The sequence below is a fragment of the Streptomyces sp. Je 1-369 genome, assembly GCF_026810505.1.
Classification (GTDB): domain Bacteria; phylum Actinomycetota; class Actinomycetes; order Streptomycetales; family Streptomycetaceae; genus Streptomyces.
Window position 1 is genome coordinate 6,172,411 of the sequence record NZ_CP101750.1, and the last position, 24,298, is coordinate 6,196,708.

23 protein-coding genes are annotated in these 24,298 nt (G+C 70.8%); 16 read left to right on the top strand and 7 right to left on the bottom strand.

Going from position 1 to position 24,298, the window contains the following annotated elements:
* Nucleotides 1-45: 45 nt before the first annotated feature.
* Nucleotides 46-1,191 (top strand): tRNA 2-thiouridine(34) synthase MnmA, encoded by a 1,146-nt coding sequence (gene mnmA / locus NOO62_RS28075; RefSeq protein ID WP_414930897.1) that lies wholly within the window; start codon nucleotides 46-48, stop codon nucleotides 1,189-1,191.
* Here the strand turns inward: mnmA and NOO62_RS28080 are convergent.
* From NOO62_RS28080 to NOO62_RS28095, 4 genes are all read right to left on the bottom strand, one after another.
* On the bottom strand, nucleotides 1,175-1,369 hold the full coding sequence (locus NOO62_RS28080; protein ID WP_268773609.1) for a DUF397 domain-containing protein: 195 nt from the start codon (nucleotides 1,367-1,369) through the stop codon (nucleotides 1,175-1,177). The genes mnmA and NOO62_RS28080 overlap by 17 nt on opposite strands.
* Nucleotides 1,370-1,442: 73 nt before the next feature.
* The gene (locus tag NOO62_RS28085; RefSeq protein ID WP_268773610.1) at nucleotides 1,443-1,637 is read right to left on the bottom strand and encodes a DUF397 domain-containing protein; all 195 of its coding nucleotides are present in this window, start codon (nucleotides 1,635-1,637) and stop codon (nucleotides 1,443-1,445) included.
* Nucleotides 1,638-1,710: 73 nt separating this feature from the next.
* On the bottom strand, nucleotides 1,711-1,905 hold the full coding sequence (locus NOO62_RS28090; RefSeq protein ID WP_268773611.1) for a DUF397 domain-containing protein: 195 nt from the start codon (nucleotides 1,903-1,905) through the stop codon (nucleotides 1,711-1,713).
* 13 nt (nucleotides 1,906-1,918) lie between these two features.
* A complete protein-coding gene (locus NOO62_RS28095; protein WP_268773612.1) occupies nucleotides 1,919-2,713 on the bottom strand; it encodes a helix-turn-helix domain-containing protein in 795 nt (264 codons plus the stop codon).
* A gap of 346 nt (nucleotides 2,714-3,059) precedes the next feature.
* Here NOO62_RS28095 and NOO62_RS28100 point away from each other — a divergent pair, with 346 nt between their 5' ends.
* Nucleotides 3,060-3,587, top strand: a complete 528-nt coding sequence (locus tag NOO62_RS28100; RefSeq protein ID WP_268773613.1) for an ATP-binding protein — start codon at nucleotides 3,060-3,062, stop codon at nucleotides 3,585-3,587.
* Here NOO62_RS28100 and NOO62_RS28105 read toward each other — a convergent pair whose 3' ends face one another.
* Nucleotides 3,588-4,523, bottom strand: a complete 936-nt coding sequence (locus NOO62_RS28105) for an NADP-dependent oxidoreductase (RefSeq protein ID WP_268775821.1) — start codon at nucleotides 4,521-4,523, stop codon at nucleotides 3,588-3,590.
* A gap of 123 nt (nucleotides 4,524-4,646) precedes the next feature.
* Here NOO62_RS28105 and NOO62_RS28110 point away from each other — a divergent pair, with 123 nt between their 5' ends.
* The gene (locus tag NOO62_RS28110; RefSeq protein WP_268773614.1) at nucleotides 4,647-5,642 is read left to right on the top strand and encodes a GlxA family transcriptional regulator; all 996 of its coding nucleotides are present in this window, start codon (nucleotides 4,647-4,649) and stop codon (nucleotides 5,640-5,642) included.
* A gap of 16 nt (nucleotides 5,643-5,658) precedes the next feature.
* On the opposite strand, the gene NOO62_RS28115 is transcribed toward NOO62_RS28110, so the two are convergent.
* On the bottom strand, nucleotides 5,659-5,988 hold the full coding sequence (locus tag NOO62_RS28115) for a DUF427 domain-containing protein (protein WP_268773615.1): 330 nt from the start codon (nucleotides 5,986-5,988) through the stop codon (nucleotides 5,659-5,661).
* Between the two features lie 62 nt (nucleotides 5,989-6,050).
* On the opposite strand from NOO62_RS28115, the gene NOO62_RS28120 reads away from it, so the two are divergent.
* The 9 genes from NOO62_RS28120 to gatB all read left to right on the top strand — a co-directional run bounded on the left by NOO62_RS28120 (nucleotide 6,051) and on the right by gatB (nucleotide 16,852).
* Entirely contained in the window at nucleotides 6,051-6,596 is a 546-nt protein-coding gene (locus tag NOO62_RS28120; protein ID WP_268773616.1) for a TIGR00730 family Rossman fold protein, read from the top strand.
* A gap of 16 nt (nucleotides 6,597-6,612) precedes the next feature.
* Nucleotides 6,613-7,302 carry an SDR family oxidoreductase gene (locus NOO62_RS28125; RefSeq protein WP_268773617.1) on the top strand — a complete coding sequence of 230 codons (690 nt, stop codon included), beginning with the start codon at nucleotides 6,613-6,615 and terminating at the stop codon, nucleotides 7,300-7,302.
* A complete protein-coding gene (locus tag NOO62_RS28130; protein WP_268773618.1) occupies nucleotides 7,299-8,312 on the top strand; it encodes a methionine synthase in 1,014 nt (337 codons plus the stop codon). Before NOO62_RS28125 ends, NOO62_RS28130 begins: the two co-directional genes overlap by 4 nt.
* Nucleotides 8,313-8,343: 31 nt before the next feature.
* Nucleotides 8,344-10,527, top strand: coding sequence for an NAD-dependent DNA ligase LigA (gene ligA / locus NOO62_RS28135; protein ID WP_268773619.1), 2,184 nt, complete (start codon nucleotides 8,344-8,346; stop codon nucleotides 10,525-10,527).
* A gap of 575 nt (nucleotides 10,528-11,102) precedes the next feature.
* Nucleotides 11,103-13,181: a putative bifunctional diguanylate cyclase/phosphodiesterase gene (locus NOO62_RS28140; protein WP_414931022.1), complete on the top strand. Its 2,079-nt coding sequence runs from the start codon at nucleotides 11,103-11,105 to the stop codon at nucleotides 13,179-13,181.
* A gap of 108 nt (nucleotides 13,182-13,289) precedes the next feature.
* Nucleotides 13,290-13,586: an Asp-tRNA(Asn)/Glu-tRNA(Gln) amidotransferase subunit GatC gene (gatC, locus tag NOO62_RS28145; protein ID WP_135333574.1), complete on the top strand. Its 297-nt coding sequence runs from the start codon at nucleotides 13,290-13,292 to the stop codon at nucleotides 13,584-13,586.
* Nucleotides 13,587-13,591: 5 nt separating this feature from the next.
* Nucleotides 13,592-15,085, top strand: coding sequence for an Asp-tRNA(Asn)/Glu-tRNA(Gln) amidotransferase subunit GatA (gene gatA / locus NOO62_RS28150; protein ID WP_268773621.1), 1,494 nt, complete (start codon nucleotides 13,592-13,594; stop codon nucleotides 15,083-15,085).
* A complete protein-coding gene (locus NOO62_RS28155) occupies nucleotides 15,082-15,321 on the top strand; it encodes a hypothetical protein (protein ID WP_150216050.1) in 240 nt (79 codons plus the stop codon). The genes gatA and NOO62_RS28155 overlap by 4 nt, the downstream gene beginning before the upstream one ends.
* Before the next feature lie 16 nt (nucleotides 15,322-15,337).
* Nucleotides 15,338-16,852, top strand: coding sequence for an Asp-tRNA(Asn)/Glu-tRNA(Gln) amidotransferase subunit GatB (gene gatB, locus NOO62_RS28160; RefSeq protein WP_268773623.1), 1,515 nt, complete (start codon nucleotides 15,338-15,340; stop codon nucleotides 16,850-16,852).
* On the opposite strand, the gene NOO62_RS28165 is transcribed toward gatB, so the two are convergent.
* Nucleotides 16,839-18,122, bottom strand: coding sequence for an SMI1/KNR4 family protein (locus NOO62_RS28165; protein ID WP_268773624.1), 1,284 nt, complete (start codon nucleotides 18,120-18,122; stop codon nucleotides 16,839-16,841). The genes gatB and NOO62_RS28165 overlap by 14 nt on opposite strands.
* A gap of 215 nt (nucleotides 18,123-18,337) precedes the next feature.
* Here NOO62_RS28165 and NOO62_RS28170 point away from each other — a divergent pair, with 215 nt between their 5' ends.
* From NOO62_RS28170 to NOO62_RS28185, 4 genes are all read left to right on the top strand, one after another.
* Complete coding sequence (locus tag NOO62_RS28170) at nucleotides 18,338-20,467, top strand: phosphocholine-specific phospholipase C (protein WP_268773625.1); 2,130 nt, start codon at nucleotides 18,338-18,340, stop codon at nucleotides 20,465-20,467.
* A 249-nt stretch (nucleotides 20,468-20,716) separates the two neighbouring features.
* Nucleotides 20,717-22,978, top strand: a complete 2,262-nt coding sequence (locus tag NOO62_RS28175) for an MMPL family transporter (RefSeq protein WP_268773626.1) — start codon at nucleotides 20,717-20,719, stop codon at nucleotides 22,976-22,978.
* Complete coding sequence (locus tag NOO62_RS28180; protein ID WP_268773627.1) at nucleotides 22,947-23,513, top strand: GNAT family N-acetyltransferase; 567 nt, start codon at nucleotides 22,947-22,949, stop codon at nucleotides 23,511-23,513. Before NOO62_RS28175 ends, NOO62_RS28180 begins: the two co-directional genes overlap by 32 nt.
* A gap of 35 nt (nucleotides 23,514-23,548) precedes the next feature.
* Entirely contained in the window at nucleotides 23,549-24,172 is a 624-nt protein-coding gene (locus NOO62_RS28185) for a hypothetical protein (protein ID WP_268773628.1), read from the top strand.
* The last annotated feature ends 126 nt before the right edge of the window (nucleotides 24,173-24,298 follow it).

The window sequence follows — 24,298 nt, forward strand, 5'->3', positions numbered from 1 at the left end:
ACTCACGGGCATCCGGTTCCCGCCGCCCCGTACTCTGTTAGAGCTATGACTTTGACCGAGACCCCGCAGACCCCGCAGCGTGCCCAGCGCCCCCTCCGTGTCCTGGCCGCCATGTCCGGCGGAGTGGACTCCGCCGTCGCCGCCGCCCGCGCCGCCGAAGCCGGGCACGACGTGACGGGAGTGCACCTCGCGCTCTCGGCGAACCCCCAGTCGTTCCGCACGGGCGCGCGGGGCTGTTGCACCATCGAGGACTCGCGCGACGCCCGCCGCGCCGCCGACGTCATCGGCATCCCGTTCTACGTGTGGGACCTCGCGGACCGCTTCCGCGAGGACGTGGTGGAGGACTTCGTCGCGGAGTACGAGGCCGGGCGCACCCCGAACCCGTGCCTGCGCTGCAACGAGAAGATCAAGTTCGCCGCGCTCCTCGACAAGGCGCTCGCCCTGGGCTTCGACGCGGTCGTGACGGGCCACTACGCCCAGGTGATCGTCCGCGAGGACGGCACCCGCGAACTGCACCGCGCCTCCGACATGGCCAAGGACCAGAGCTACGTCCTCGGCGTCCTGGACGACCGCCAGCTCGCCCACGCGATGTTCCCCCTGGGCGACACGGTCACCACCAAGGAGGAGATCCGCGCGGAGGCGGAGGAGCGAGGTCTGGCCGTGGCCAAGAAGCCCGACAGTCACGACATCTGCTTCATCGCCGACGGCGACACGCAGGGCTTCCTGGCCAACCGCCTGGGCAAGGCGGAGGGCGACATCGTGGACGAGTCCGGCTCGGTCCTCGGCACGCACGAAGGCGCCTACGGCTACACGATCGGCCAGCGCAAGGGCCTCCGCATCGGCACCCCGGCGCCCGACGGCAAGCCGCGCTACGTCCTGGACATCTCGCCGGTGAACAACACGGTGACGGTCGGCCCGGCGGCGGCCCTGGACGTCACGTCCCTGACGGCCATCAGGCCCCGCTGGTGCGGCACGGCCCCGTTCGCCCCCGGCACGTACACGGCCCAGCTCCGCGCTCACGGCGGAGAGACGTCGGTCGCCGCCGAGCTGGTCGAGGGCGAGCTGCGGGTCACCTTCACCGAGCCCGTCCGCGGCGTGGCCCCCGGCCAGGCGATCGTGCTGTACGACGGCACGCGGGTGGTCGGCTCGGCGACGATCGCCACTACGGAGCGGGCTACGGCTGCGGTCTGAGCGGACCCGCCTTCTCGCCCCGCACCAGCGCGCCGAGCACGGCCCGGCCCGTCGTCAGTACGTCGGCCGGGCTGTCGCTTTCGCGGAGGGCGACGCCGTCTTGCGTAGTGGCGATCTCGACGCAGTTGTTGCCGCCGTCCCCGGAGAAGGACGACTTGAGCCACTCCAGCTCGGACAAAGGGGGTACCTCTACAAATCTTCGGCGCTTTCGAGGATTCGATTCCTGGCGACGAGCGCGACGACGGAACGGGTTACGGCTGCGGTTTCAGCGGCCCCGACTTCACGCCCCGTACCAGCGCTGCCAGTGCGGCCCGGCCCGTCGTCAGTACGTCGGCCGGGCTGTCGCTTTCGCGGAGGGCGACGCCGTCATGCGTAGTGGCGATCTCGACGCACGCGTTGCCAGAAGCCTCCGAGAACGACGACTTGAGCCACTTAAGCTCGGGCAAAACGGGCACCTCTGTAAATCTCTAGCGATTTCGAGGGTCCTATTCCTGGCGACGAGTGCGACGGCGGAGCGGGTTACGGCTGTGGTCTGAGCGGAGCCGCCTTCACGCCCCGTACCAACGCGCTCAGCGCGGCCCGGTCCGTCGTCAGTACGTCGGCCGGGCTCTCGCTTTCGCGGAGGGCGATGCCGTCATGCGTAGTAGCGATCTCGACGCAGTTGTTGCCGCCGCCACCACAGAACGACGAACGCTGCCATCTATCCCCAGTCACGTCGCTATTCCCCTCACGGTTCGTCCGCGATCGACCTGATGAACTTCTGCGACTCGTCAGCAGACAAGGCCGACTCCTCCATCAGGTCCAGTATGGAACGATAGTTCGCCAGAGGTGTCGGCGCATCCACGAAGTTCGCGCCAAGCGCGGTGTCCAGCTGAACCGTGTCCAGTTGTGGCACCGGACCTTCCGCGTAAAGGATCGACTGACCGGCTCCGTGGAAGGCGCCGGCGCTGAACGGGATCACCAGCAGTGTCACGTTGTCCCGGTCCGCTGCATCCGCGAGGTAGGTGAGCTGCGCGCGTGCCACCTCGGGGCCGCCGAACTCCAGGCGCAGTGCGGCTTCGTGGATGATTCCTACGTAGGGTGTCGGGCTGGCCCCACCGAGAATCTTCTGCCGTTCGAGTCGGTGCTCGACTCTCAGCTCCACGTCCAGGCGTCGCAGCTTCGGCACGGTGAACTCGAAGATCGCTCGCGCGTGTTCCTCGGTCTGGAGCAGACCGGGCAGGTGAACTGTCTGCGCTGTGCGGATACGCGTGGCGAAGTGCTCCACCTCGGAGACCTCCAGGTGACCCTCCGGCAGTCTGCCCCGATATTCGTCCCACCAGTGATTGGTCCGCCGAGGGCCGGTCATGGCCGCGAGCGCGTCGACAAGGGCCGGGTCGGGACACTTGTAGTGACAGGCCAGTTGACGCACGCGCTCATCACTGAGGCCGGTTCGCCCGGCCTCGATGTTGGAGATCATCGTCCGGTCCGCGCCGAGCAGGGTGGCGGCTTCCTGGATCGATATCCCCGCCCGCTCGCGCATGCGGCGCATTTCTGCGGCCAGTCGACGGTGACGACCCGTAGGGGCATTACGTGGAGCCATAGGCCCTCCCTCGTGTGCGCGAGCAGTCTGGCAACGGGCGAGCCGAATCTCTAGTGAGCCCACAGAGGTTCACTCATTTGTGAATTGCGACTCATTAGTGAGTCACGATGCCCTACCTTCGGATCCGCGCCACTCGCTCCGCCGTCTGCATCGGAAGCGCACCACGTCAACCTTGCCCACTCGGAGGGGCAAGGCGACGCGGCAGAGCCACCACGTACCGACGGCTCAACGCTCCGTGGCCCACACCAAGTCACCCAATCACGACTGAGCACCCCAGGAGGTGCCCGTGAGTACACATCACGCCTCGACCCCTACCGCGACTCCCGCCGTCTTCCCCGAACAAGACCCCCACCCCAACTCGCACCCCGCCCCCCTCCCCTTCACCGCCCCCTGGACCTACGAACTCCACTTCCCCTGCGACCCCCGCAGCCCCGGAGTCGCCCGCATCACGCTCCGCGCGGTGCTCGCCGCGCACCACCTCGCCGAACTGGCCGACCGCGCCGAGCTGTTGACCACCGAGCTCACGACCATCTCCGTACGGCACACCAAGGGCCCCGCCTCCGTGCGCCTGCACTGGCTCTGCCCCGTGCTGCGGGTCAGCGTGTGGGACATGAGTCCGGACTTGCCGCCGCTCGCCCCACCCCCTTCGGTGAGCGTTCACGCGGACAGCGGCCGGGGGCTGGTGATCCTGGACGCGGTGGCCGACCGTTGGGGCGGGTGCGCCATAGGCGAGGGAGCGTACGGGCCGGGCGGCAAGACCATGTGGTTCGAGCTGGCACTGCCGCAGGCCCCGCCGCCCCTCCTCGCGGTCTGATCAGGCGACCTTGAGCACGATCTTGCCCTGGGTGCGGCCCTGTTCCCCGTACGCGTGCGCCTTGGCGGCGTCCTCCAGGGGCAGCACCGTGTCCACCTCCACGCGGAGCTTCCCCTCGTCGACCAGGCGGGCGATCTCCAGGAGGCCGAGACGGTCGGGTTCGACGATCGTCCACCCGGCGTGCACGCCGAGCTCAGCGGCCCGCTGAGGGTTCGGCAGGCCGCCCGGGTCGGGCAGCGTGACCAGGTGGCCGCCGCGTCGCAGCACGGGCAGGGAGCGGTCTCCGTAGGCGCCGCCCACGCCGTCCAGGACGACGTCCACGTCCCGCACGGCCTCGGAGAAGTCCGTCACCGTGTAGTCGATCAGCTCGTCCGCGCCGAGCGAGCGCAGGAAGTCGTGCTTGTCCGCGCGGGCGGTGCCGATGACGTACGCACCCTGCGCCTTGGCGATCTGCACGGCGAGGTGGCCGACGCCGCCCGCGGCCGCGTGGATCAGTACGCGCTGTCCGGCGCGGAGCCCCGCAGTCTCGACCAGGCCCTGCCAGGCGGTGAGCGCGGCGAGGGGGAGTGCGGCGGCCTCGACGTGGGAGAGGGCCGCGGGCTTGGGCGCGAAACGGCGGGCGGGCGCCGCGACGAACTCCGCGTAGCCGCCGGTCTGCTCGGGGAAGCGGGGCATGCCGAACACCGCGTCGCCGGGCCGGTACAGGGTTACTCCGGGGCCTACCTCCTCGACGACGCCCGACACGTCGTACCCGAGGATCGGGGTCTCTCCCCAGCTGCCGAAAGCGCCCTCCGCGCGGGTCTTCCAGTCGACGGGATTCACGCCCGCCGCGTGGACCCGGACCAGGATCTCGGTCAGTGCGGGTTCCGGGCGGTCCACCTCGACAGGGACGAGGTTCTCGGGGGCACCCCAGGCGCGGGGGCTGACGGCACGCATCTTCATGGTCCTGGTCTTTCTGTAGCGGCAAAAGAGCTGGTGAGCGCTTGATGGGACCAAGAGTGCGGCGGTGTGGGCCCGCGCAGTGCTGGCAGTATGGCCATCATGTGACAGGATTCGGCCATGAACCTCAATGGCCTGGGCGACCGCGACGGCGCGCACCGGGTGGCCGTCATCGCCCTGGACGGCGCGTACGCCTTCGAGCTGGGCATCCCGTCCCGGGTCTTCGGCAACGCGCTGAACGACCGCGGAGAGCCGCTCTACGACGTCGTCGTCTGCACCGTGGACGGGCGCCCGGTGCGTACGGACTCCGGGTTCACGGTGGCGGCCGAGCATGGGCCCGAGGCCCTCGACACGGCGGACACCGTGGTGATCACGCCGACCCGCAGCTTCGACCGGGGGATGACGGGCGAGGAGCTGCCGGAGCCGGTGGCCGCGGCCCTGCGCAGGATCAGGCCCGGCACCCGGATCGTGTCGTTCTGCAACGCCTCGTTCGTCCTCGCGGCCGCCGGCCTCCTCGACGGGCGCCCCGCGACGACGCACTGGCACGTCGCCCGCGACTTCCAGCGGTCCTTCCCCAGGATCAAGGTCGACGCGGACGTGCTCTTCGTCGACGACGGCGACGTGCTGACCGCGGCGGGCGTCGCGGCCGGCATCGACCTCTGCCTCCACGTCGTACGGCGCGACCACGGCGCCTCGGTCGCCAACCACGTCGCCCGCGTGTGCGTCGTACCGCCCTGGCGCGACGGTGGCCAGGCCCAGTACATCGAACGGCCCGTCCCCGAGCCCACGCTCGCCACGACGGCCGCCACGCGCGCGTGGGCCCTCGAACGGCTCCAGGAACCGCTGCCCCTCGGCGAACTGGCCGCCCACGCGCGCATGAGCCTGCGCACCTTCACCCGCCGCTTCCAGGAGGAGGTCGGCATGCCTCCCGGACGGTGGCTGACCGCGCAGCGCATCGAGCTCGCCCGGCAGCTCCTGGAATCCAGCGACCTGCCGGTGGACGTGGTCGCCCACCGGTCGGGCTTCGGCACCGGCAACTCACTGCGCCAGCACATGCGGGCCGTGCTCGGCGTCTCGCCGGTCGCCTACCGGCGGACGTTCACAGCCGCGTCGTGACCAGACCAGACGTGGCCTACGCTTCCGTGACCTCTGCTTCGTAGAAGCAGAAGTGGTCCTTGATCCCGGCCACGGCGTCCTTCGGCTCCGGGTACGCCCACACCGTGTCCGCCGCCCCCGGCAGCGACCAATAGGAGGCCGTTCCCTTGAAGGGGCAGTACGTAGTGGTCTCCGACGGCGTCAGCAGGTCCGTGCGGACGTCCTCCGGGGGGAGGTAGTGACGGACGGGGTAGCCCGTCTCGCGCAGCAGCAGGGGGCGGCTGCTCTCCGCGACGACCTGCCCGTCGTGCACCACGCGCACGTGGTCCTTGCCCTGCTCGACGGTGATCCGGTGCCCGTTGGTCATGTCGTGCCCTCCTCGACGAGTGCTCTGCGCGTGCCTTCAGGAACGGAACGTACCGTGGGCGCATGAACATCTGCGTCTTCCTCTCCGCCGCCGACCTCGACGAGCGCTACACCCGCCCGGCTCGCGAATTCGCCGAACTGCTCGGCAAGGGCGGCCACACGCTGGTCTGGGGCGGCTCCGAGAGCGGTCTGATGAAGGTCGTGGCGGACGGCGTGGACGCCGCGGGAGGGCGGCTCGTGGGCGTCTCCGTGGACTTCCTCGCGGCCAAGGCCCGGCAGGTCGTCGAGCCGCACGAGATGGTGACCGCGCGCGACCTCGCCGAGCGCAAGGCGCTGCTCCTGGAGAAGGCCGACGCGATCGTGATCATGGTGGGCGGTACCGGCACGCTCGACGAGGCCACCGAGATTCTGGAGCTGAAGAAGCACGGCAAGCACACCAAGCCGGTGGTCCTGCTCAACTCGGCGGGGTTCTACGACGGCCTCAAGGAGCAGTTCAAGCGCATGGAGGACGAGGGATTCCTGCCCCTCCCGCTCACCGACCTCGTCTTTTTCGCCGAGGAGCCCGTCGGCGCGCTGGCCTACCTGGAGGAATCCGCAGGCACCCAGTGATGCGAGCATGGCGGGTATGGCAACACATGTGATCACCGGGGCCGGCTCCGGCATCGGCGCGGCCGTGGCCCGCCGCCTCCACACCCGCGGCGACGACCTCGTCCTGCACGCGCGGGACGCGGGCCGCGCCAAAGAGCTCGCCGCCGAGTTCCCCGGCGCGAGCACCCTCGTCGGAGACCTCTCCGACCCCGACAAGCTGTCCTGGGCGTTCGGGCACCAGTCGCTGCCCGCGCGCGTGGACTCCCTGCTGCACATCGCGGGCGTCGTCGACCTCGGCCCGGTCGGCGAGCTCACCCCCAAGGCGTGGCGTCACCAGCTCAACGTCAACCTCATCGCACCCGCCGAGCTGACCCGCCACTTCCTGCCCCAACTCCGGCTCGCCCAGGGCCACGTGGTCTTCGTCAACTCCGGCGCCGGCCTCAACGCCGGACCCGAATGGTCCGCGTACGCCGCCTCCAAGCACGGCCTGAAGGCGCTCGCCGACTCGCTGCGCCAGGAGGAGCACGGCAACGGCGTCCGCGTCACCTCCGTCTACCCCGGCCGCACGGCGAGCGCCATGCAGGTGAAGGTCCACCAGCAGGAGGGCAAGGAGTACGACCCGTCCCGTTACATCGACCCCGAGTCGGTCGCCACGACGATCGTCATGGCCCTGGACCTGCCGCGCGACGCGGAGGTCAACGACCTGACGGTGCGGCCGGGACGATGAGCGACGCGTTCACCTGGGGCCCCGCCACCGGCGTCGGGTCCATGCCCGGCGGGGACGCCCGCGAGGCCGCGAAGACCGTCACCGGCAGCTTCGAGGGGCCCGAACAGGGCATGCCCTACCTCGCCGAGCTGCCCGCACGCGGCCCCGGCGCCGACATGATCGGCCGCACCGCGGGACTCCTCGTCGACCTGTACGCGCGCGTGGAGCCCAGCGGCTGGCGCATCGGCGACCGCCCCGGGCGCGACACCCGGCGGGCCAGGGCCTGGCTCGGCGAGGACCTCGACGCCCTGGAGGAGTTCACCCAGGGGTACCAGGGCCCGCTGAAGGTCCAGGCCGTCGGCCCCTGGACCCTCGCCGCCGCCCTGGAGCTCAGGAACGGCCAGGCCGCGCTCTCCGACCCCGGCGCCTGCCGCGACCTCGCGGGATCCCTCGCCGAAGGTCTGCGCACGCACCTCGCGGACATCCGCCGCAGGGTGCCCGGCGCCCACGTGATCCTCCAGCTCGACGAGCCCTCCCTGATCGCCGTGCTGCGCGGACAGATCAAGACCGCCAGCGAGTACCGCACCCACCGCGCCGTGGACCGGCAGCTCGTCGAGAGCACGCTGCGGGACGTCCTCGCCGTCCACGGCGACGGCGCGTCGGTCGTGCACTCCTGCGCGCCCGACGTACCGTTCGCGCTCCTGCGCCGCGCCGGGGCCGACGCGATCTCGTTCGACTTCGATCTGCTCACCGAGCGTGACGACGAGGCGATCGGTGAGGCGGTCGAGGGCGGCACGCGGCTCTTCGCCGGTGTCGTGCCGGGCGTGGACGGCCGATTGTCAGACCCTGCCGGTAGCGTCATGGGTGTCAGGACGTTGTGGCGCAGGCTGGGGCTGAATCCGGGATCACTCGCGGAGTCGGTCGTGGTCACTCCGTCGTGCGGGCTCGCGGGCGCATCACCCGTGTATGCGCGTGCGGTGCTCGCCCACTGCGCCAGAGCGGCGAGATCGCTCGCAGACAACCCTGAGTAATTGGGTATGACGTAAACGGGAGGACGAAACGGTGGCTGTCGAACAGCAAGGCTCTGTGCCCGCCGAGGCACGGGATCAGCATGCCCAGCTGGCCGAGCAGATCGAGGAGCACCGCTTCCGGTATTACGTGAAGGACCAACCGGTCGTCAGCGATGCCGAGTTCGACAAGCTCCTGCGCTCCCTCGAAGCGCTGGAGGAGGAGCACCCCGAGCTCCGGACCCCCGACTCGCCGACCCAGAAGGTCTCGGGTTCGTACGAGACGGAGTTCACCGCCGTCGAGCACCGCGAACGCATGCTTTCCCTGGACAACGCGTTCGACGACGCGGAGCTCGCCGCCTGGGCCGACCGCGTCGCCAAGGAGGCGGGCACCCCGGACTTCCACCTCCTGTGCGAGCTGAAGGTCGACGGCCTCGCGGTCAACCTCACGTACGAGGACGGGAAGCTGACCCGCGCCGCGACCAGGGGCGACGGCCGCACCGGCGAGGACATCACACCGAACGTCCGCACGATCGCGGACATCCCGCAGCGCCTGGAGGGCGACCGCGTCCCCGCCCTCGTGGAGATCCGCGGCGAGGTCTTCTTCCCCATGGAGAAGTTCGAGGAGCTCAACGCCCGCCTCGTCGAGGCGGGCGACAAGCCCTTCGCCAACCCCCGCAACGCGGCGGCGGGTTCGCTGCGCCAGAAGGACCCGCGCGTCACTGCGACCCGGCCGCTGCACATGGTCGTGCACGGCATCGGCGCCCGCGAGGGCCTCGACATCGACTGCCTCAGCCACGCCTATGACCTGCTGCACGAGTGGGGCCTGCTCACCGCCAAGCACAACAAGGTGGTCGAGGGACTGGAGGGTGTCCGGGACTTCATCGCGTACTTCGGGGAGAACCGCCACTCCGTTGAGCACGAGATCGACGGCGTCGTCGTCAAGCTCGACGAGATCCCGCTGCAGGGCCGCCTCGGCTCCACCTCGCGTGCCCCGCGCTGGGCCATCGCGTGGAAGTACGCGCCCGAGGAGGTCAACACCAAACTCATCAACATCCGCGTCGGCGTCGGCCGCACCGGCCGCGTCACGCCGTACGCGCAGGTGGAACCCGTCACCGTCGCAGGATCCGAGGTCGAGTTCGCGACCCTGCACAACCAGGACGTGGTGAAGAAGAAGGGCGTCTTCATCGGCGACACGGTCGTCATCCGCAAGGCCGGAGACGTCATCCCGGAGATCCTCGGCCCCGTCGTCGACCTGCGGGACGGCACCGAGCGGGAGTTCGTGATGCCCGCCGACTGCCCCGAGTGCGGCACGGCGCTGCGCCCCATGAAGGAGGGCGACATCGACCTCCGCTGCCCCAACGCCCAGTCGTGCCCCGCCCAGTTGCGTGAACGTCTCTTCTACCTCGCGGGCCGCAAGTCCCTGGACATCGAGAACTTCGGTTACGTCGCCGCGGCCGCCCTGACCAGGCCGCTGGAGCCCGCCGAACCGCCGATCCTCGACGAGGGCGACATCTTCGGCCTGAAGGTCGACGAGCTCCTCCCCATCAAGTCGTACGTACTGGACCAGGACTCCGGCCTCCCCAAGCGCGACCCCAAGACCGGCGAGGAGAAGGTCGTCACCTTCTTCGCCAACCAGAAGGGCGAGGCGAAGAAGAACACCCTGGCCATGCTGGAGAACATCGCAGCGGCCAAGGAGCGCCCGCTCGCCCGCGTCCTCACGGGCCTCTCGATCCGGCACGTCGGCCCGGTGGCCGCCGAGGCGCTGGCCCGGGAGTTCCGTTCCATCGACCGCATCGATCAGGCCACCGAGGAGGAGTTGGCCGCGGTGGAGGGCGTCGGCTCGACCATCGCGGCCTCCCTCAAACAGTGGTTCGCCGAGGACTGGCACCGGGAGATCCTGCGCAAGTGGCGGGAGGCCGGTGTGCGCATGGAGGAGGAGTCGAGCGGCGAGGACGAGGGCCCGCGCCCGCTCGCCGGTCTCACGGTCGTCGTCACCGGAACGCTCGAACACCACACCCGGGATGGCGCAAAAGAGGCGCTGCAGAGCCGCGGAGCCAAGGTGACCGGTTCCGTTTCCAAGAAGACGTCCTTCGTGGTCGTCGGCGACAACCCCGGATCGAAGTACGACAAGGCCATGCAGGTGAAGGTTCCGGTTCTCAACGAGGAAGGCTTCGCCGTCCTGCTCGAACAAGGACCGGACGCGGCGCGGGAAGTCGCGCTTCCGACCGAGGAGTAGCGGTTGAAGGCCACCCGTTCGGCGCATACCAGAGGCATACGGGTGGCCGGGTCGCATTCGGGCAACCGTAGTCGACCGCTGCCCGTGGAAGCCTTCTGCGGCCTACTGTTGAGGTGTGCGCCTGCCGTGCCCCGCTGCGAACGGGGTATCACCTGCTCATCAAGAGCGTGGAAGGGGGCATCCCCTGCTCGGCGCGAGTGCGGGAGAACCACATCTCCTTGCTCGAACGGAGTGCGGGGACGGATTCAGGGGCGCGGCCGCATCAGGGCCGAGTCCGCATGGCGTGGGCACCGCCGGCTGTGAGAGGGACGGGAATGGAACCGACCGAGAGCGCCGCCCCGGACTCACGGCTGCGCGCGCGCCGGTGGCGCGCGCCGGCCTGGCTGCGCGGCCGCCGGACCGCGACGCACACCGACTCGGGCAGCATGCCGCAGCCCGCCCCCGCCCCCGGCTCCGGACCCTGCGCGCTGAGCACCGCCGTCGAACCACGCGAACGGGCCTGGACCGCCGCACCGAGCCACGGCACCGACAGCACCGCGACCCTCACAGGACAGGGCGCCCCGGCCGTGCAGGACATGCAGGACACCCGTGACCCCTGGCCGCTGCTGCCCCTCCTGACCGTCGCCGCGGCCGCCGTGCTCCTCGGCACCGGCTTCTTCCAGGCCTTCACGGGCCGCCACGCCCTGTTCCCCACCGGCGCCGCGGGCTGGTCCCTCGCCGTCCTCACCGGCCTCATCGTCGGCCACCTCGTCGCACTCGGCCGCGACCGGTGGTGGGGCGGCACGGGCTCCGGCGGCGCCCTCACCGTCGCCGTCCTCCTCCTCTACGGCTGGGTCCCCGCCGGCATGGTCAGCCTCACCGTCGTCGTCCTCGTCGGCGTCGCGCGCAGGCACCGCTGGCGCCAGGGACTGCTGCACGGCGCGGTGGACATCCTCGGCATCGGCGCGGGCGCACTCACCCTGGCCGCGTTCGGCACCGCACCCAGCGCCGAATCGCCCTGGCTCCCCGAGACCTGGGACCTCTACACCGCACCCCAAGTGGCCCTGGTCGCCGTCGCGTACCTCGTCGTCACCCGCGTCCTGCTCTGGTACGTCCACGCGCCCCGCACCGAAGCCCTGCCCACCGTCACCCGCACCGCCCTCGTCCGGCAGGGCCTCCTCGGCATCGCGCTGCTCGGCATCGCCCCGCTGATCTGCGTCGTCGCGATCTCCCTGCCGATCCTGCTGCCCCTCTTCGCGATCCCGCTCGTCGCCCTGGACTCCACCCTGTGGATCGCCCGCGCCCGTGCCGAGGAGCAGCTCCGCGACCCCCTCACCGGCCTGCCCAACCGGCAGTGGCTCCTCGAACGGACCTGGACCGCCCTCGACGACGCGGAGCGGATCGGCGCGCGGTCCGCGTTAATGCTCATCGACATGGACCGCTTCCGGTCGGTCAACGACACCCTCGGGCACCTCGCCGGTGACCGGCTGCTCCTCCAGATCGCGGACCGGCTGCGCCTCGCGCTGCCCCGCGGCGCGGAAGCGGCGCGCCTCGGCGGCGACGAGTTCGCCGTCCTGCTGCCGGTCGCCGACTCCACGACGTCGGCCACGCGCGTGGCCCGCCAGCTCGTCGCCGCGCTCGGTTCCCCGCTCGACCTCGACGGCCTCACCCTCGTCCTGGAGGCCAGCGCGGGCCTCGCCGTCTTCCCCGACCACGCACTCGACGCGGAAGGCCTGCTCAGGCGCGCGGACGTCGCGATGTACCAGGCCAAGCGGGACCGTACGGGTGTCGAGGTCTACGAATCCAAGCGCGACTCCAACACCCCCGACCGGCTCGGCCTCCTCGGCGACCTGCGCCGCGCCCTCGACGCGGGCGACGTCGAGCTGCACTACCAGCCGAAGGTCCAGTTCGACGGACAGGTCGCGGGCCTGGAGGCGCTGGTGCGCTGGGTGCACCCCGAACGGGGGAAGGTGCCGCCCGATGAGTTCATCGCCATCGCCGAGTCGTCCGGCCTCATGCCGCACCTCACCGAGTACGTCCTGGAGACCGCACTCGGCCAGGTCGCGAAGTGGCAGGCGCAGGGCCTGAAGGTGCCCGTCGCCGTCAACGTCTCCCCGCGCGACGTCCACACGCCGGGCTTCGCCGGAGCGGTCGCCGCGCGCCTCGCCCGTCACGGGGTCCCCGCGGGAGCCCTGCAGCTGGAGATAACCGAGCACGTCCTCCTCGAAGACCCGCAGCGCGCCGCGGACACCCTCGCGGGGCTCACCGGCCACGGCGTCAAGATGTCCCTCGACGACTTCGGCACGGGGTACTCCTCCCTGGTCCACCTGCGCCGCCTCCCGGTCAGCGAGCTGAAGATCGACCGCTCTTTCGTGGCCCGCCTCGCCGTCGACAACGAGGACGCCGAGATCGTCCGCTGCACCGTCGACCTCGCCCATTCGCTCGGACTGCTCGTCGTCGCCGAGGGCGTCGAGGACGACGAGACGTGGGAGCGGCTGCGGGACCTCGGATGCGACGCGGTCCAGGGCTGGCTCGTCGCGGCCGCCATGCCGGCCGACGAGACGACGGCATGGCTCCGCGCCCGCGGCTCCCGGGGCTGGCGCCGACCGGCGGACGTAGCAGCGGAAGCGGCGAACGCCGCCGCGGAACAGTCCCCGGGGCACGTGGTGCAGTAGCCCGCGCGGGCGCCCCGGAGCCGCGGGGAGGAAACCGTTTCACGGGCACGGGTCGGTGACCCATAGGATTGGGCCACAACCCACACACTCACCCCTGAGGATCGCCGCATGCCTGGCATTACGCGCGAGGAGGTCGCCCACCTCGCCCGCCTTGCACGTCTGGAGCTGAAGGCCGAGGAGCTCGACCACTTCGCCGGACAGCTCGACGACATCATCGGCGCGGTAGCCCGCGTCTCGGAAGTCGCCGACCAAGACGTACCGCCGACCTCGCACCCGCTGCCGCTGACGAACGTCATGCGCGCGGACGAGGTCCGCCCGTCGCTCACCCCCGAGCAGGCGCTCTCGGGCGCCCCCGCCCAGGAGCAGCGGCGTTTCAAGGTGCCGCAGATCCTGGGGGAGGACTGAAAGCCATGACGGACATCATCAAGCTCACCGCAGCAGAGATCGCGTCGAGGATCGCCTCCGGCGAGCTCACCGCGGTCGAGGTCACCGAGGCCCACCTGGCCCGCATCGACGCCGTCGACGAGAAGGTGCACGCCTTCCTGCACGTCGACCGCGAGGGCGCCCTCGCGCAGGCCCGCGCCGTCGACGAGAAGCGCGCCCGGGGCGAGAAGCTCGGCCCGCTGGCCGGCGTCCCCGTCGCGCTCAAGGACATCTTCACCACCGAGGGCATCCCGACCACGGTCGGCTCGAAGATCCTCGAGGGCTGGATCCCGCCGTACGACGCGACGGTCACCAAGCGCCTGAAGGCCGCCGACGTCGTCATCCTCGGCAAGACCAACATGGACGAGTTCGCCATGGGGTCCTCCACGGAGAACAGCGCGTACGGCCCCACCGGCAACCCCTGGGACCTCACCCGCATCCCCGGCGGCTCCGGCGGCGGCTCCTCCGCGGCCCTCGCCTCGTACGAGAGCCCCCTCGCCCTCGGCACGGACACCGGCGGCTCGATCCGCCAGCCCGCGGCCGTCACCGGCACGGTCGGCGTCAAGCCGACGTACGGCGGCGTGTCCCGCTACGGCATGGTCGCGTTCAGCTCCAGCCTCGACCAGGGCGGGCCCTGCGCCCGCACCGTCCTCGACGCCGCGCTGCTGCACGAGGTCATCGCGGGCCACGACGAGCTCGACTCGACGTCCATCGACGCCCCGGTCCCGCCGGTCGTCGAGGCCGCCCGCAACGGCTCCGTCCAGGGCATGCGTGTCGGCGTCGTCAAGCAGTTCCGCGGCGAGGGCTACCAGGCCGGTGTCGTGCAGCGCTTCGACGAGTCGGTGGAGCTGCTCAAGCAGCTCGGCGCCGAGATCGTCGAGCTGGACTGCCCGACGTTCGACCTGGCGCTCTCCGCGTACTACCTGATCGCGCCCTCCGAGTGCTCCTCGAACCTCGCCCGCTTCGACGCCATGCGCTACGGCCTGCGCGTCGGCGACGACGGCACGCGGTCCGCAGAGGACGTCACCGCCCTGACCCGCGAGGCCGGCTTCGGCGACGAGGTCAAGCGTCGCGTCATCCTCGGTACGTACGCGCTCAGCTCCGGCTACTACGACGCGTACTACGGCAGCGCCCAGAAGGTCCGCACGCTCATCACCCGCGAGTTCGAAGCGGCGTTCGAGCAGGTCGACGTGATCGTCTCCCCGACGACGCCGACCACCGCGTTCCCGATCGGCGAGCGCGCCGACGACCCGATGGCGATGTACCTCGCCGACCTGTGCACCATCCCGACCAACCTGGCGGGCAACGCCGCCATGTCGCTGCCCTGCGGCCTCGCGCCGGAGGACGGCCTGCCCGTCGGACTGCAGATCATCGCCCCCGCCATGAAGGACGACCGGCTGTACAAGGTCGGCGCTGCCGTCGAGGCCGCCTTCGTGGAAAAGTGGGGTCACCCGCTGCTTGAGGAGGCACCGTCGCTGTGAGTGCACTGAACAAGGCCAAGGGCTTCAAGAAGTCCAAGACCGGCACGTACCTGTCGATCGGCACCACCGCGTTCGGCGCGGTCAGCGTGCTCAAGCAGGCCAGGATGGCCCGCTCGGACCACGACACGCTCCGTCTCGTGGACGCCGTCGTCTCCGCTGCCGCCATCGTCACCGGCGTCGCGCTGCTCGTACGCGAGCTCAAGCGCCTCGGCGACGACGACGTCCTGCTGGGCTGAGAGGGAAAGTTTCACCGTGACTGTCACTTCTGACCTGGTGTCGTACGAGGAAGCCCTCGCGACGTACGACCCCGTCATGGGCCTCGAGGTCCATGTCGAGCTCGGCACCAAGACCAAGATGTTCTGCGGCTGCTCGACCGCGCTCAAGCAGGACGCGAACAGCCAGACCTGCCCCACCTGTCTCGGCCTGCCCGGCGCCCTGCCGGTCGTCAACGAGATCGGTGTCGAGTCCGCGATCAAGATCGGCCTCGCGCTGAACTGCGAGATCGCCGACTGGTGCCGCTTCGCCCGGAAGAACTACTTCTATCCGGACATGCCGAAGAACTTCCAGACCTCCCAGTACGACGAGCCGATCGCCTTCAACGGCTATCTGGACGTCCAGCTGGGGGACGGCGAAGTCTTCCGCGTCCAGATCGAGCGCGCCCACATGGAGGAGGACACCGGCAAGTCCACGCACGTCGGTGGCGCTACGGGCCGTATCCACGGCGCCTCGCACTCCCTCCTTGACTACAACCGCGCCGGTATCCCGCTCATCGAGATCGTCACCAAGCCGATCGAGGGCGCGGGCGAGCGTGCCCCCGAGGTCGCCAAGGCGTACGTCGCCGAGCTGCGCGAGCTCATCAAGGCGCTCGACGTCTCCGAGGCCCGGATGGACAAGGGCCAGATGCGTTGCGACGTGAACCTCTCGCTGCGCCCCAAGGGGCAGCAGGAGTTCGGCACGCGCAGTGAGACGAAGAACGTCAACTCGCTGCGCTCCGTGGAGCGCGCGGCGCGCTTCGAGATCCAGCGCCACGCGGCGGTCCTGAACTCCGGCGGCACGATCGTGCAGGAGACCCGTCACTTCCACGAGGAGGACGGCTCCACCACCGCCGGGCGCATCAAGGACAACGCCGAGGACTACCGGTACTTCCCGGAGCCCGACCTCGTCCCCGTCGCCCCGGCCCGCGAGTGGGTCGAGAAGCTGCGGGCCGGTCTGCCCGAGATGCCGCGCGTGCGCCGCAACCGCCTCCGCGAGGAGTGGGGCATCAGCGAGCACGACATGCAGTCGATCCTCAACGCGGGTGCGGTCGAGCCGATCGTCGCCACCATCGAGGCGGGCGCCGACGCGGCGTCGGCCCGCAAGTGGTGGATGGGCGAGCTGGCCCGTAACGCCAACGAGTCGGGTGTCGCCCTTGAGGAGCTCCCGATCACTCCGGCGCACGTCGCCCGGGTGACCGCGCTCGTCTCCGCGGGTGACCTGAACGACAAGCTGGCCCGCCAGGTCATCGAGGGTGTCCTGAAGGGCGAGGGCACGCCGGACGAGGTCGTCGAGAAGCGCGGCCTGAAGGTCGTCTCGGACGAGGGCGCCCTGACGGCCGCCGTCGACGAGGCCATCGCCGGCAACCCCGGCGTCGCGGACAAGATCCGCGGCGGCAAGGTCGCGGCCGCCGGCGCGCTGGTCGGCGCGGTCATGAAGGCCACTCGTGGCCAGGCCGACGCGGCCCGCGTCAAGGAGCTGATCCTGGAGAAGCTGGGCGTCAGCGAGGGCTGAGGTTCTCTCCGTCCGGCCGGGTGAGGGCGGTGCTCCCTTCGGGGGTGCCGCCCTCACCCGTACCCGGCGGAGCCCCGAACGGTTCGAAGAACATGTGCTCCAGCGGGTCCTGGTCCTTGCGCAGCCAGTAGAAGCCCTCGCCCGATGGGCGGCCGCCGCGCAGCCAGTTCAGGAGCGTCTCGGTGAAGTTCGTCTCCAGGGGCGGCCCTTGGTCCGCGTGCCGCGGGTTGACCGCGACGCGCCACCGGTCGGGGTCGTCGCCCTCGGCGCACCAGCCGATCTGGTCGCCGTCGATCGTCGAGACGACGGGCAGGAAGCCCCCGGGCTCGGGCCAGGCGGGCAACGGGTAGTACTCGGGGAAGCTCTCGCGCAGGCTGCGGTACCCCTCCAGCATCTCCTCCGTGCCCGCCGCGAGGCCGAGCCGGTGGTCGAGGTCGAGCGGCACCGGCATGTCGAGCCACCAGCTCCAGTTCCCCGCGCCGTACGCCTCCGACAGCGCCACGAAGTCCGCGGGAAGGCGTGTCCCGAGCCGTTCGAAGAGCGCCTCCCAACTGCCCTTGCCCAGGTGGGGGGTGAGCGGCGGGGGTATCAGCGCGGTGACCGCCGCCAGGCCCTCGCCCTCGGTGAGCGCGGCGTGCTGGCGGGCGTCGACGTACGTCCCCCGGGGCGGCGGTGACCACGGCGCGGCTCCGGCCAGCGGCGCCCAGGTGCGCGCTACGGGCGGCAGCGGGCCGAGGCGCCCGCCGGGCTCGCCCGGGTTCGGCACGCCCTCGTGGACCGCGGTGTGCAGGAACTCCAGGAGCGGCATGTCGTACGCCACCCAGGGGGCGGCGACGCCGACCGCGACGGACGTGGTCAGGAGCACCACCGGCCACTCGTCGGGGTCCTTCGAAGCCGAGGTGTCCCAGAAGAGGTGGTCGCCCGCCGACGTGGTGGCGAAGGCGAGGAGGCCGCCCTCGTCGGGCAGGAAGCGGCGCTGCTCCCGGGTGAACATGCCGGGCCTGATGGCGGAGTGCCGGTGGGTCTCGACCACCCACGCCCCGTACTCGTACCGCCCGTCGGTGCTGACGCACGGCGTGTGCAGCCGTAGGGAAGCGGTGCCGGGGTGGCCTATTTCGGCCGGGCCGTACGCCGTCACCAGCGATTTGTAGTCCCCGGGGAGCGGGACTTCGAGCCAGGCCTCCACCGTGGCCCAGTCGACGGCGGGCGCGGCGTCGGCGGGCGGTCCGACCAGCTCCGTGAAGGCGGCGATGCGGTTGGCGAGTTCCATGTGTCCGAGAATGACACCCGCCACTGACATCGCTGCCCGCCACCGTCGGCAGCCCCGTCCGCCATGGACTGCCGTGGTGAACTTTTGGACGTTCACCGCGACTTCGTCCCGCAGTCTTCACAAGGAAACCGGGCGTCACTAGCGTCCCCGCCGTACAGGTCAATGGATCAGCAGAGAACCATTGGATGTCGGCCAGGACTACTGGGAGGTCCCACGTGACTCCGGAGATTTCGCGCAGACGCCTGATGGCGATCGGCGGCGGCGCGCTCGGCGTCGCCGCCGTCGGCTCGTTCCTGCCGCCCTCGCTGCAGGAGGCGCTCGCGCACGAGCCGCCGGCCCACGGCGGCCTCGACAAGATCGAGCACGTGGTCATCCTGATGCAGGAGAACCGGTCGTTCGACCACTACTTCGGTTCCCTGCGCGGCGTGCGCGGCTTCGGCGACCGCAACGCGATACGCCTCCCCGGCGGCACCTCGGTCTTCGAGCAGCCGAGCGCCCTGCGCACCATCCTGCCGTTCCCCGTGCGGCAGGCCGCCGAGACGCAGAAGAAGGACCTCCAGTACATCGGCGCGCTCGACCACTCCTGGAGCGGCGGCGCCAAGGCCTGGCACGACGGCTGGATGGACGGCTGGGTCACCGCCAAGACGGCCGCCACCATGGCGTACTACACGCGCGAGGACATCCCGCTGCACTACGAACTCGCCGACACCTTCACCGTCTGCGACGCCTACCACTCGTCCATCCACACCTCCACCAGCCCCAACCGCAACCACCTGTGGAGCGGCAAGACCGGATACGAGCCGAACGGCAAACGGGCCGTCGGCAACGACGCGTACGCCGAGGGCACGCACCCGGGGTACGGCTGGGGCACGTACGCCGAGCGCCTGGAGAAGGCGGGCGTGAGCTGGCAGACGTACACCGAGTGGGAGAACTTCACCGACAACCAGATCGAGTTCTTCACCACCTTCAAGGCCATCGCCCGCAAGGCCCTGGCCAAGACGGGCCTCACCTACATGGAGGCCTTCTACGCCAAGGTGCGCGACGCGAAGGACGAGGCAGAGCGCACCAAGCTGCTCGCCACCCTGGAGGAGGGTGTCGCCACGCTGAACAAGCGGGAACGGTCCCTCTTCGAGCGCGGTCTGCGGCGCGTGCCCACCGGCAAGCTCGCCGAGGAGTTCGCCGACGACGTCGCACGCGGCAAGCTGGCCAAGGTCAGCTATCTGGTGCCGTCCGCCCTGGACTCCGAGCACCCCAGCGTCTCCTCACCCATCCACAGCGCCACCATCGTCTACAAGGTCCTGGACGCCCTCGCCTCGCACCCCGACGTCTGGCGCCGCACCGCCGTCTTCATCAACTACGACGAGAACGACGGTTTCTTCGACCACGTACCGCCGCCCGTGCCCGGCGGCGACTCCGCCGAGGAGCGGGAGGAGCGCTGGGAGGGCAAGCCGACGGGGCTCGGCGCGCGCGTGCCGATGCTCGTCGTCTCGCCGTGGACCGTCGGCGGGTACGTCTGCTCCGAAGTCTTCGACCACACTTCCGTCGTGCGCTTCCTGGAGAAGTGGACCGGCGTGCGGGAGCCCAACATCAGCGCCTGGCGCCGCAAGGTCACCGGCGACCTCACCGGCGCCTTCGACTTCCGGCGCGGCCACCGGCGGCCCGACGTCGAGCAGCCGGGCGCCATCCCCCCGTTCAGTGGCCGCTGGAACCCGCAGCCGCCCCTGAAGCAGTCCATGCCGGTCCAGGAACCGGGCGTCCGCCGCGCCCGCCCGCTGCCCTACCAGCCCGACGCCGACGCCGGGCCGGCCGAGGACGGCACGCTCACGGTGCGGCTGCGCAACGGCGGCAGCTCCAGCGCCCACTTCGCGCTCTACCCGTACGCCGGTGAGTTCCCGATCCCGCAGCATCAGGACGTCGTCCGCAAGGGCTCGTGGACCGTGCCGGTGCCGGGGGACACGTACGCCTTCACCGTCGTCGGCCCGAACGGCTTCCGGCGCGAGTTCGCGGGGGCGACGGATGGCGGAGGCAAGGAGGGGCACGGCAAGGACGGCGGGGCGCGGGTCGCCTCCGCCATCACCCGGCGCGAGATCCACCTCACGCTGGCCAACCGCGGCCGCCGCGACCTCGTCTTCACGGTCGAGCCGCTCGGATACGTGGACGCATCGGACGTCCGCTCGCGGACGCGCACCGTCCGCGTCAAGGCCCGCAGCAGCCGTACGATCGCGTGGCACACCGCCGACGAGCACGGCTGGTACGACGTCGAGGTGACCGCCGACGGCGACGCCGCCTTCCGGCGGCGGCTGATGGGGCACATCGAGAACGGACGCGCGAGCGTCTCGGGCTGAAGCACGCATACGCGACACGCGCGACACGCGCGGCGTGCGCAGGGGGCGTGGGGGGCTCGTGATGAGCTCCCGCGCTCCCTGTGCTCTTGTGCCCTTGTGAGGAAGGCCACGAAGCGGACCAACGATCATCAAGGGCTGCGAAAGTGGCTGCGGCGCACATGTCGCCACTCATGCGTTCTTTGCGGGCCGTTCAGTTCGTCGACTGCCGCTCCCGGTGAAGATCCAGGAACATAACCAGGGAGCCGGTCCGTGGCAGCACTTGCCCGCTGGTGCGTCAGGCACCGCCTCGTCGTCGTCCTGCTGTGGCTCCTCGCCCTGGGCGGCGCCGCGACCGCCGCGGCCGTCGCCGGATCCGCGTACTCGAACGACTACGAAGTGCCGGGCACCGAGTCCGGTCGCGCGACCCAGCTCCTGAACGAGAACTTCCACGGCCTCGGCGGCGACAGCGACACCGTGGTCTGGCACACCGGACCCGGCGCCTCCGTCCGCGCCGCCGACGTCGAGCAGACGATGTCCGACGCCCTCGGCAAGATCGCCGAGCAGCCCGCCGTGGCGTCCGTCTCCGGACCGTACGACGACGGGAGCACGAGCCGGATCAGCCAGGACGGCCGTACGGCGTACGCCACCGTCACCTTCCGCGAGCAGGCCGACGACATCGACAAGGCCGACGCGCAGGCCGTCGTCGACACCGCGAAGGCCGCCGCATCCGACCGGCTCCAGGTCGAGCTTGGCGGCACCGCCGTCGGGCTCACCGAGTCCAAGAGCGCCCAGGTCGCCGAGGTCGTCGGAGTGGCCGTCGCCGCCGTCGTCCTCTTCCTCGCCTTCGGCTCCCTCGCCGCGTCCGCCCTGCCCATCGCCACCGCCCTGGTCTCCGTCGGCACCGCGTACGCGGGCATAGTGCTGCTCGGCCACCTGATGACCGTCGCCGACTTCGCACCGATGCTCGGCACCCTCATCGGCCTCGGCGTCGGCATCGATTACGCCCTCTTCATCGTCACCAGACACCGCAAGGGCCTCAAACGCGGCCTGCCCGTCGCCGTCGCCGCCGAACGCGCCGTCGCCACCACCGGACGCGCCGTCGTCTTCGCGGGCGCCACCGTCTGCATCGCCCTCCTCGGCATGCTCATCCTGCGGCTCGGCTTCCTCAACGGCGTCGCCGTCGCCGCCTCGCTGACCGTCGTCCTCACCGTCGCCGCGTCCGTCACCCTGCTGCCCGCCCTCCTCGGCTGGATCGGCCCGCGCGCCCTCAGCCGCCGCGAACGCCGCAGGATCGCCACCCACGGACCCGAACCCGAGCTGCCGACCGGGTTCGCCGCCCGCTGGGCCGCCTTCGTGGAGCGCCACCCCAAGGTGCTCGGCGCCGTCGCGGTCCTCGTCATGGCCGTACTCGCGCTGCCCACGCTCGGCCTGCACCTGGGCACGTCCGACCAGGGCAACAACCCGGCGAAGGCCACGACACGGCAGGCGTACGACCTGCTCGCCGACGGGTTCGGGCCCGGCGTGAACGGCCCCCTCACCCTGGTGGGCGACGTCTACGGAGCGGGCGGCCGAGTCGCCCTCGACGACCTCGTCACCACGCTGAAGTCGACCGAAGGCATCGCCTCCGTCAGCCCGGTGACGTACGACGACGGCGGCCGCGCCGCCTTCCTCACCGTCGTCCCCGACTCGGCACCGCAGTCCGAGGCGACCAGCGCCCTCGTCGACCGGCTCCGCGAGGACGTCCTGCCGAGGGCCGAGGCGGACCGCTCCCTGGATCTGCGGGTCGGCGGCGTCACCGCGAGCTACGACGACTTCGCCGAGGTCATCGTCGGCAAACTGCCGCTCTTCGTGGGCGTGGTCATCGGGCTCGGCTGCGTCCTGCTCCTGCTCGCCTTCCGCTCCGTCGGCATCCCCCTCAAGGCCGCCGCGATGAACGTCGCCGCCGTCGCCTCCGCCTTCGGCGTCGTCGTCGCGATCTTCCAGTGGGGGTGGGGGAGTGAACTGCTCGGACTCGGCAGGGCCGGGCCCATCGAGCCCTTCCTCCCCGTGATCATGGTGTCCGTCCTCTTCGGGCTCTCCATGGACTACCAGGTGTTCCTGGTCAGCCGGATGTACGAGGAGTGGCTGGCGAGCGGCGACAACCGGCGGGCCGTCCGCGTGGGGCTCGCCGAGACGAGCCGCGTCATCAACTCCGCCGCCGTCATCATGATCTCGGTCTTCCTCGCCTTCGTCCTCAGCGGCGACCGCGTCATCGCGATGTTCGGCATCGCGCTCGCGGCGGCCGTCGCTCTCGACGCCTTCGTGCTGCGCACGCTGCTCGTGCCGGCCCTGATGCACCTGCTCGGCGGCGCCAACTGGTGGCTGCCGCGCGGCCTCGACCGCCTCCTGCCGCGCATCAGCATCGAGCCGCCCGAATGTCGTTCGAACACGGGCGGCGCATCTGCGAAGATCCCCGGAGAGCGGGACGCAGTCGACGACGTGAGTGGGCCGAAGGAGCAGGATGTTCGCGATATCGCTGGGCGAGGGCGCTGAGCTGCGGCCGATCGAGCCGTGGCAGGCGCAGGAGTTCCTCGAGCACGTCGAGCGGGCGCGGGAGTACGCGGGGCCGTACGTGCCCTTCGCCACGACGGTGCAGGACCTCGAAGGCGCGCGCAAGCACCTCCAGACGTTCGCCGACAAGCAGGCCGCCGACACCGGCCGCTTCTACGGCATCTGGCTGGACGGCACACTCGTCGGCGGCGTCCTCTTCCGGATCTTCGACACCAGCGTGGACGGCTGTGAGGTCGGCGTCTGGCTGGAGCCGTCGGCCGCCGGGCGCGGCCTGGTGAACAAGGCGTCCAAGGTCCTCATCGACTGGGCCGTCGACCAGCGCGGCATGCACCGCGTGGAGTGGCTCGTCTCCTCGCGCAACGACCGCAGCAAGGCGGCCGCCAAGCGGCTCGGCTTCACCAAGGACGGCGTGCTGCGGGAGAGCTTCCCCTGGCAGGGCATCCGGCACGACATGGAGGTCTGGTCCGTCCTCGCGCCGGAGTGGCGGGCGCTGCGCGGCGACGGGGACGCGCGTTAAGAGAGCTCTCAGACTCCGTCCGTACGGTGCGGAGCATGGGTACTAAGACAGATGACGCGGCCGGAGAGCCGGAGACGGTCGACGTCACGAAGTCCGACACGGCCGACACGGCCGACACGAAGACGGACGCGGCCACGGATGCGGACGCGGGCTCGGACGCGGCCACGGACGCGAAGTCGGACGGCGAGGCGCTGGACGCGTCCGACACCGACGCCGATTCCGACGCCGACGCCGACGCCGAACCCGTGGTGACCGCCAAGTCCACCGGCGTCGGCCAGGGCGCCGCGGCCGTCGTCTCCGCCGCGCTCGGCGTGATCGGCCTCTCCGGCGGCTGGCTCGGCACGATCGCCGGGGCACGCTCGAACATCATGGGACAGCTGGAGACCAAGCAGTCCGCCAGCGTCTCCGACCAGCTCCAGGCGATGTACGGCGACTCCTGGCAGGCCACCGCGCTGGTCGCGGGCCTCTTCGCGCTCTCCGCGCTCGTCGTCGGCTTCGTGGTCCTCGTCCGGCCCGCGTTCGGCGTCCCCGGCAAGGAGCAGGCGCCGTGGATCAAGTCCGTCGCGTGGGCGGGCTTCGTGCTCGGCGTGATCGGGCTCGTCCTCGCCATCGCCAAATACTCCGACCTGCTGCTCGGCCTGCCGTCGGCACCTTCGTAAGCGGCCCGTCGCGGGACGCCTAAGGCAAGGGCGGGGCAGGGGCTAAGGCCCCTGCCCCGCCCTCCGTCATGTCTAAGGCCCCCCACGCTCCGGAGATGCGGCAGCCGCCCGATGCGGGCGACCCCC